General features: G+C 72.1%; 8 protein-coding genes and 1 pseudogene. 7 read left to right on the forward strand and 2 right to left on the reverse strand.

The genetic code is table 11. The features are described from left to right. The first annotated feature begins 62 nt into the window (after positions 1-62). Positions 63-626, forward strand: coding sequence for a GNAT family N-acetyltransferase (locus WA762_RS12290; RefSeq protein WP_335935563.1), 564 nt, complete (start codon positions 63-65; stop codon positions 624-626). On the opposite strand, the gene WA762_RS12295 is transcribed toward WA762_RS12290, so the two are convergent. Then, a complete protein-coding gene (locus WA762_RS12295) occupies positions 627-1,310 on the reverse strand; it encodes a glycerophosphodiester phosphodiesterase (RefSeq protein ID WP_335935564.1) in 684 nt (227 codons plus the stop codon). A gap of 433 nt (positions 1,311-1,743) precedes the next feature. Between WA762_RS12295 and WA762_RS12300 the strand changes: the two genes are divergently transcribed. From WA762_RS12300 to WA762_RS12315, 4 genes and pseudogenes are all read left to right on the forward strand, one after another. Next, on the forward strand, positions 1,744-3,141 hold the full coding sequence (locus tag WA762_RS12300) for a DUF6421 family protein (RefSeq protein ID WP_335935565.1): 1,398 nt from the start codon (positions 1,744-1,746) through the stop codon (positions 3,139-3,141). 26 nt (positions 3,142-3,167) lie between these two features. Beyond that, positions 3,168-3,935 (forward strand): SDR family NAD(P)-dependent oxidoreductase, encoded by a 768-nt coding sequence (locus WA762_RS12305; protein ID WP_335935566.1) that lies wholly within the window; start codon positions 3,168-3,170, stop codon positions 3,933-3,935. Then, the gene (locus tag WA762_RS12310; RefSeq protein ID WP_335935576.1) at positions 3,932-4,993 is read left to right on the forward strand and encodes a threonine aldolase family protein; all 1,062 of its coding nucleotides are present in this window, start codon (positions 3,932-3,934) and stop codon (positions 4,991-4,993) included. Before WA762_RS12305 ends, WA762_RS12310 begins: the two co-directional genes overlap by 4 nt. A 95-nt stretch (positions 4,994-5,088) precedes the next feature. Then, positions 5,089-5,689, forward strand: a pseudogene (locus tag WA762_RS12315) (transglutaminase domain-containing protein). A gap of 125 nt (positions 5,690-5,814) precedes the next feature. Here the strand turns inward: WA762_RS12315 and WA762_RS12320 are convergent. Further along, a complete protein-coding gene (locus WA762_RS12320) occupies positions 5,815-6,537 on the reverse strand; it encodes a lysophospholipid acyltransferase family protein (protein ID WP_335935567.1) in 723 nt (240 codons plus the stop codon). Between the two features lie 221 nt (positions 6,538-6,758). On the opposite strand from WA762_RS12320, the gene WA762_RS12325 reads away from it, so the two are divergent. Both WA762_RS12325 and WA762_RS12330 read left to right on the forward strand, forming a co-directional pair. After that, positions 6,759-7,085, forward strand: coding sequence for a TlpA family protein disulfide reductase (locus tag WA762_RS12325; protein ID WP_335935568.1), 327 nt, complete (start codon positions 6,759-6,761; stop codon positions 7,083-7,085). A gap of 197 nt (positions 7,086-7,282) precedes the next feature. Next, entirely contained in the window at positions 7,283-7,789 is a 507-nt protein-coding gene (locus WA762_RS12330) for a flavin reductase family protein (RefSeq protein WP_335935569.1), read from the forward strand. The last annotated feature ends 302 nt before the right edge of the window (positions 7,790-8,091 follow it).

The raw sequence follows: 8,091 nt of genomic DNA on the forward strand, positions 1-8,091 counted from the left end.
GGCGGGCGTCCGGGTTACGCTGCTGCGGCACGATCGCAGTCGAGGAACGGAGACCCGCCGCCATGGACACCGCCCCCGCCCGGGAATCGGGACGGCTGACGTTCCGCGACGCGGCCGACGCCGACGTGCCCGCCCTCGTGGCGCTGGTCGAATCGGCGTACCGGGGGGACTCCAGCCGGGCCGGGTGGACCACCGAGGCGGACCTGCTCCAGGGGCAGCGGACCGACCCGGACGGCGTCCGCCGGATAGTCGAGGACGCGGGCAGCAGGGTGCTCGCGGTGGAGCGCGACGGGGAGCTCGTCGCCTGCTGCCAGCTCGAACGGCGCGGTGACGCCGCCTACTTCGGGATGTTCGCGGTCCGCCCCGACCTGCAGGGCGCCGGTCTCGGCAAGGTGGTCATCGCCGAGGCCGAACGCGCCGTCCGGCAGGACTGGGAGGCCTCCGAGATGCACATGACCGTGATCTCGGTGCGCGAGGAGCTCATCGCCTGGTACGAGCGGCGCGGGTACCGCCGTACGGGCAGGATGAGCCCGTTCCCGTACGGCGACGAGCGCTTCGGCATCCCGCAGCGCGACGACCTCGCGTTCGAGCTCCTGATCAAGGACCTGGGCCGGTCCGCGGGGTGATCAGGCGGTGAACCGGCCGGTGCGGCGGATCTCCGGGTAGTCCGTGGTGGCGCCGTCCAGCCGCAGGGCGCGCACCAGCCGCAGCTGGTCCTGGGTGTTGACCACCCAGCCGATGACCTTCAGCCCCTCGGCGTGCGCCCGCTCGACCACCTCCAGGGTGAGGCGGCGGATGTTCAGCGCCAGCGTCGCCGCGCCCACGGCCTTCGCCCGGCCGACCACGTCGCCGTCCCAGCGGCTCGCGATGAGCACGGTCCGCACCCCCGGCACCAGTCGAGCGATCTCGGCGACCGCCTCGTCGTGGAACGAGGAGACCTCGACCCGGTCGGCGAGGTCGCGCCGCACCATCACCTCGGCCAGCGCCCGGGCCGCGGCCGCGTCCTTGATCTCCGCCTGCAGGGGGGAGCGCACGGCGTCGAGCACCTCCTCGAAGACCGGCACCCGCTCGCCCTCCCCGGCGTCGAGTTCACGCAGCTCGGCGAGGGTCTTCGCGGCGATCGGACCGCTGCCGTCGGTGGTGCGGTCCACATCGGCGTCGTGCATGACGGCCAGCGCGCCGTCCTTGCTCAGATGCAGGTCCAGCTCGATCGCGTCCATCCCGGCGCGTTCCGCGCGGACGAACGACCGCAGGGTGTTCTCCGGCTCGACACCCATGACTCCGCGATGACCGATGGTGAGAAAAGACAAGGCGACTCGCTTCCTTCGACGGTGGTGCTCCGCGTGCCGCTCCTACCCAGGAGGCGCCGCGGCATCCCGGCGTCCCGACGGGCGGACGCCCGGTCGTCCGTCCTACCGTCCGGCGGCCGCGTCCGGCGCGCGCGTCATCCGTGCGTGGGCGCGCCCGGGCCCCGCCCGGCCGCTCCCCGGGGCCCGGGCCCGGCTTCGGGCCGTCGTCGCGCGGCGGGCGGCGGCCCGATGGGCGGGCCCTGGCGCGACTCAGTGGCCGATGTTCGCGGGTCAGGCTCGGCAGCGACGGAAGTAGTCGCTTCAACGGTTCCACGCAGGAAGAATCGCGGTGACTTTGCGAGGATGCAGGATAATTTACTGGAACCCACTTGTCCGGAGAAGCCGTGCATGGATACGGTTATTTGACGTGAGGTTCTCCTGTGGAGGAAGTGTTATGACGGAAATTCTTGTGCACGACGTCGCCACAGGTGGCATAGCTACGGAACGGCGAGTGGTCGACCACCCGGCCTGGCCCCTGCTCAAGGACGCCGTGGAGGAGATCCGTCCCTGGCAGTCGAAGGACGGTTCCGTCGACTTCGAGGCGGAGGGCGCCCCGTCCCGCGCGACCGCCGAGGCGGCGCTGGACCGCGTGGTCGCCGCGGTCGAGGAGCTGGCCCCGCTGCTTCCGCACGACGCCGCGTACCACCGCGCCCTCGTCGCCGACCTGCGCCGCTGGGCCGCCGACGGCTTCGGCGTGCCGGACTTCCTCGACTCCCTGCTCGCCTTCCAGCCGGCCCGGGGGCGCGCCGACGGCGTCCAGCACCTGGTCGTCTTCGCGATGTACACCCAAAACGGCAACCCGGACCGCAACCTCGAAGCGGTCGTGCTGCGGATGGTGTGGCCCGAGTGGCTGGCGGAGCTGGAGGCCACCCGTTACGACAACCCGCTCTTCTGCGGCATCACCTTCGAGGACTTCACCTCCGGCTACGACACCAACTCCGCGGTGCTCTTCCCGGAGACCGTCGCCGTCCGCGAGGCCCCCGAACGCTTCAGCTGGGGCGGGATCTTCTGCGACCGCGAGGCCGCCCGGTTCCGCCGGGTCACCGAGGCGGCGGTCGGCATCCTCGGCGTCGAACTGCCCGACGACATCCGTGAGATGGTCGCGGACCAGCGGCGCTGCGAGCAGGCGTTCGTGCTCTGGGACATGATCCACGACCGCACGCACAGCCACGGCGACCTGCCCTTCGACCCCTTCATGATCAAGCAGCGGCAGCCGTTCTGGATGTACGGACTGGAGGAGCTGCGCTGCGACCTCACCGCCTTCAAGGAGGCCGTGCGGCTGGAGGCCGACGGCGTCGCGCAGGGCCGCGACGTGCAGTACGCCGTGCTGTTCGACCGGATGTTCCGCTTCCCGGTCACCGGCGAGCGCGTCCGCAACTACGACGGCCTCGGCGGTCAGCTCCTCTTCGCCTACCTCCACCGGCACGACGTGATCCGCTGGACGGACAACACCCTGCGCATCGACTGGGAGCGCGCCCCGCAGATCACCAACCAGCTCTGCGCCGAGATCGAGAAGCTCTACCGGGACGGGATCGACCGCCCCAAGCTGGTGCACTGGTTCGCCGCGTACGAACTGGTCTCCGCCTACCTCGCCCCGCACCCCGGATCCCGCTGGGCGAAGGGTCCGGACGCACTGGACCTGTCGCTGCCGCCGCGTAAGCTCGTCGACGAGGTGCTTCCGGACGAGTTTCCCCTGAGCATGTTCTATGAGGCGCTCTCCAAGAAGCTGAAGAACGTGATCGCCTCGACCAAGGGGATCACCGCCGCGGATGCCGAGCGGGCAGCCGCGTGAGCGCCGGGTCTGAGGAGGCGGTGGCCATGAACGGAAACGGCAGGGGCGAGGGAAGCGGCGCCCTCGAAGGCGCCGTGGTCGCGGTCGCCGGGGCGGCCGGTCCGGCCGGCCGGGCCACGCTGCTGCGGCTCGCGGAGGCCGGCGCGACCGTCGTCGCCTCCGACGCGGACGCGGCCCGCCTGGCCGAGGCGGTGGACGCCGCGCGTTACGCCCACGGCGGCGCGACCGTCACGGGCGACACGGTGGACCTGCTCGACCTCGCGGCCACCCGCGACTGGGCGGACAAGACGGAGAAGGAGTTCGGCCGGATCGACGGCCTGGTCCACCTCGTCGGCGGATGGCGCGGCAGCGCCGGCTTCGCGCAGACGGACCTCGCCGACTGGAACCTGCTGGAGAAGCTGCTGATCCGCACGGTCCAGCACACCTCGCTGGCCTTCCAGGAGGGGCTGCAGCGCAGCGACCGCGGCCGCTACGTGCTGATCAGCGCCGCCGGGGCGAGCAAGCCCACCGCGGGGAACGCGGCCTACGCCGCGTCGAAGGCGGCGGCCGAGGCGTGGACGCTCGCCCTCGCCGACGCCTTCCGCAAGGCGGGGGGTGACGAGGGGCCCAGGACCGCGGCTGCGATCCTGGTCGTCAAGGCTCTGGTGCACGACGCCATGCGCGCCGAGCGCCCGAATGCGAAATTCGCGGGCTTCACCGACGTCAAGGACCTGGCCGAGGCCATCGCCGGCGTCTGGGACCGGCCCGCCCCGGAAGTGAACGGAAAGCGCCTGTGGCTGACCCCGCAACCGTGAGGACCGCCGCGCGACGGCACCACGACCCGCAGGTGCGCGGCTTCGCCAGTGACAACTACGCGGGCGCGCACCCGGAGATCCTCGCGGCCATCGCCCTCGCCAACGGCGGTCACCAGATCGCCTACGGCGAGGACGCCTACACCGAACACCTCCAGCGCGTCATGCACAGTCACTTCGGCCCCACCGCCGAAGCCTTCCCGGTCTTCAACGGAACGGGCGCCAACGTCGTGTCCCTTCAGGCGATGACCGACCGCTGGGGCGCGGTGATCTGCGCCGAGTCCGCCCACATCAACGTCGACGAGGGCGGCGCCCCGGAGCGGGTGGGCGGCCTCAAGCTGCTCACCGTGCCCACCCCGGACGGCAAGCTCACCCCCGAGCTCATCGACCGGCAGGCGTACGGCTGGGACGACGAGCACCGCGCCATGCCGCAGGTCGTCTCGATCACCCAGAACACCGAACTGGGCACGGTCTACACCCCCGACGAGATCCGCGCCATCTGCGACCACGCCCACGGCCACGGCATGAAGGTCCACCTGGACGGGTCCCGGATAGCCAACGCCGCGGCGTCGCTGGACGTGCCGATGCGCACGTTCACCAACACCGTCGGCGTCGACGTCCTGTCCCTCGGCGGCACCAAGAACGGCGCGCTCTACGGCGAGGCCGTGGTCGTCCTGAACCCGGACGCCGTCCGCGCGATGAAGCACCTGCGCAAGCTGTCGATGCAGCTGGCCTCCAAGATGCGCTTCGTCTCCGTGCAGTTGGAGGCGCTGCTCGCCGGGGACCTCTGGCTGCGCAACGCCCGGCACGCCAACGGCATGGCCAGGCGGCTCGCGGACGGGGTGCGCGCGGTGGACGGAGTGGAGATCCTCCACCCCGTCCAGGCCAACGCCGTCTTCGCCCGGCTGCCGCACGCGGTGACCGAGCGGTTGCAGAAGCGCTTCCGCTTCTACTTCTGGGACGAGGCCGCCGGGGACGTCCGCTGGATGTGCGCCTTCGACACCACGGAGGAGGACGTCGACGCGTTCGTCCTCGCGCTCAAGGAGGAGATGGCCAGGTGACGTCGGCCCGGCCGACGGGCGACCATCTCGCATAGATATGCGGCCGACCGGAAAGTCATTGACTCCGGTCGGCCGTCTGTCTACGCTCGGCGGTCATGCAGCTGATCCAGCAGGAGCCGGAACTCTCCGCGTACCTCGCCGCCGACGAGGCCATCGACTCATGAGCACCCGTTGGTGCGGAAAACGGTCGCGGACCTCGGCGGCGGCACCTCGGACGCATACGCATACGCGGAAGCCGCCTACACCTTCATGCGCGACGCCGTCGCGCACTCCGCCGACGCGGGCGAGAAGGACGTCACCTGGCGCGCCTCCGACGTCCTCGCGGCGCGCCACGGCGTCTGCCACGCCAAGTCCCACGCCCTGGCCGCCCTTCTGCGCGCGGCCGGCATCCCCACCGCCCTCTGCTACCAGCGGCTCGCCGGTGACGACGGGGGACCCGGCCCCGTGCACGGGCTCGTCGCGGTCCGGCTGCCGGGCCGCGACCGCTGGGACCGCCAGGACGCCCGGGGCAACAAGCCCGGGGTGGACGCCCGTTTCTCGCTCGACGCCGAACGGCTGGCCTGGCCCGTCCGGCCGGAGTTCCACGAGACGGACTACCCCCTGCTCCACGCGGCGCCGCACCCGGCGGTGCTGAGCGGTCTGCGGTCCGCCCGGGACCGCCCGGACCTGTGGCGCACGCTTCCCACGGAGCTCTGACCTCCCCTCGGCCGCCGCGACGCACGGCCGGGAGGGCGCCCCGGCGCCCCGGCGCCCCGGCGCCGGGGCGGATCGCGGCCGTCGGTCCGGAGTGACGTTTCGGCGCGGGGCGCGGCCCGGCGGCGTCAGCCCCGTGCGCGCACCTCGTCCGGCGTCGGAGCCGTGCCGCCGAGATGCGCGGGGACCCACCAGGTGTCGCCCGCGTCCTTGGGACGCACGGGGTAGGCGCGCTGGGCGGCTTCGAGGAGCTCCTGCACCCGCTCCCGCAGCCGCCGGGTGATGGCGCCCGCGTACTGGTCGCCCGGCGCCTCCACCGCCTCGCCCACCCGGATCGTCACGGGCAGGTGCTGACGCCTGAAGTTGCGCGGACGCCCCTTGGTCCACAGCCGCTGCGTCCCCCACACCGCCGCCGGGATCAGCGGCACCCCGGCCTCCTGGGCGAGCCGGGCGGCCCCCGACTTGAAGCCCTTCAGCGTGAACGACTCCGAGATGGTGGCCTCGGGGAAGACGCCGACGATCTCGCCGGAGCGCAGGGACGCGAGCGCGTGGGCGTAGGCCTTCTCGCCCTGCTTGCGATCGACGGGGATGTGCTTCATCCCCCGCATCAGCGGCCCGGAGACCTTGTGCCGGAAGACCGACTCCTTCGCCATGAAGCGGACCAGGCGCTTCTGCGGCAGCGCGGCGAGCCCGGTGAAGACGAAGTCCAGATAGCTGATGTGATTGCTGACCAGCACAGCGCCACCGGTCTTCGGGATGTGCTCCGAACCCCGAGCGTCGATCTTCAGGTCCAGCGCCTTGAAAAGCGTGCGAGCGGCACCGATGACCGGCCGATAGACGAGTTCTGCCATCTCTGGGAAGACCCCTTCCTCAGCGCCTGGGAAGGGTTCTCCCGGCGGAAGTTACGCAGCCGTAGGTTTGCGGCATCGGGCCGATCGTGCCCCATGCGCGACCCGGTGGCCAGTCCCCCGGGGCCCGGGACACGAGATTCTCGTCACGTGCGGCCGACCGGGAATGTTCCGCCGCTCCACGGCGCTGACCTCCTGCGGAGTGGTGTGACGGGAGGTCGAGGGTGGACGGTCGGGCACGGGCGAGGACGCTGGACGCGGCCCAACTCGGTGCGGAACTCGGGGAAAGGGCGACCCTGGTGCAGTTCTCCACCGCCTTCTGCCAGCCCTGCCGGGCCACGCGCCGCGTGCTCGCGGAGGTGGCGCGGATGGTGGACGGCGTGGCGCATGTCGAGATCGACGCCGAGGCGCATCTCACTCTCGTGCGGGAGCTGGAGATCGACCGGACGCCGACCGTGCTGGTCCTCGACGCGACCGGCCGGATCGTCCGCCGGGCCGTCGGGCAGCCCCGCACCGCGGACGTCGTCGCGGCGCTCGGCCGGGCGATGTGACGGACCGTGACGCATCTCCCAGATCGCGGGACGCACTTGACCGGGCCCGTCCCGTATCGTCAGTCTGACGCCATGCTGGTGGAACTCCTTCTCTACGGCCGGGTCCACGTGGACCTCGCCCGCAACGCGAGCGCGCGCTGTCCGGGTGCCTGAGCGCCCACGACACCCCGTACGCCTCTTCGCGGAAGGACATCTCCATGACGGCTTCACCCGAGCTCGGCACCGCTCGTACGGCATCTCCGGGCCTTCTCCGCTCGGTCTTCCGGCGGCACGCCGCCGGGGTCGCGGTGATCACGGCCGCCACCGACCGGCCGGCCGGCTTCACCGCCACCTCCCTCAACTCCGTCGCCGCCGAGCCCCCGCTGATCTCGTTCGGCGTGGGAACCTCGTCCTCCAGCTGGCCGGTCGTCTCCGAGGCGGAGCACGTCGGCGTCCACATACTCGGCGAGCACCAGGAGGAGCTGGCCGCCACCTTCGCCCGCAGCGGGGCCGACCGGTTCGGCCCGGCCACCGCCTGGCGCAGCGGGCCCGGGGGAGTGCCGGTGCTCGACGGCGTGCTGGCCTGGCTGGTCTGCCGGGTGGTGGCCCGGATCCCGGCGGGCGACCACCGGATCGTGATCGCGGAGGCCGTGGCCGGGGACCCGGCCGGCGGCGGGCGTCCGCTCCTCTACCACCAGGGCCGTTTCAACGCGCTGCGGGACTGAGCGCGCATCCGGGGCGCACGCGGGGACGGCCCGGCGGCGCACGCGAGGAGACCTCCGCCACGCACGGGGGAAGGGCCCCGCGGCGTACACGGATGGGCGCGGGCGGCGCGTACGGGGGAGTGCCGCCCGGCGCGCCGGGTGCCGGGCGTCGGCCAGATCACAGATTCCGGCGCTCGCGCACACGTGACCCGTTGGCTACTGGCTAGTAATGTTTTCTTCGGGGCGTGGTCCGCCTCGCCCGGAAACCGCACCATCAGGCGCCTATGCTGCGTGCAACGAGGCAGCCCGGAAAAGACGATGCA

Source organism: Streptomyces tyrfis, from assembly GCF_037034285.1.
GTDB lineage: Bacteria > Actinomycetota > Actinomycetes > Streptomycetales > Streptomycetaceae > Streptomyces.

Bases quoted from the DNA above. Each gene is read 5' to 3' on its own strand.
- WA762_RS12290 (WP_335935563.1), top strand. From the start codon at position 63: ATGGACACCGCCCCCGCCCGGGAATCGGGACGGCTGACGTTCCGCGAC.
- WA762_RS12300 (WP_335935565.1), top strand. From the start codon at position 1,744: ATGACGGAAATTCTTGTGCACGACGTCGCCACAGGTGGCATAGCTACG.
- WA762_RS12305 (WP_335935566.1), top strand. From the start codon at position 3,168: ATGAACGGAAACGGCAGGGGCGAGGGAAGCGGCGCCCTCGAAGGCGCC.
- WA762_RS12320 (WP_335935567.1), bottom strand. From the start codon at position 6,537: ATGGCAGAACTCGTCTATCGGCCGGTCATCGGTGCCGCTCGCACGCTT.
- WA762_RS12330 (WP_335935569.1), top strand. From the start codon at position 7,283: ATGACGGCTTCACCCGAGCTCGGCACCGCTCGTACGGCATCTCCGGGC.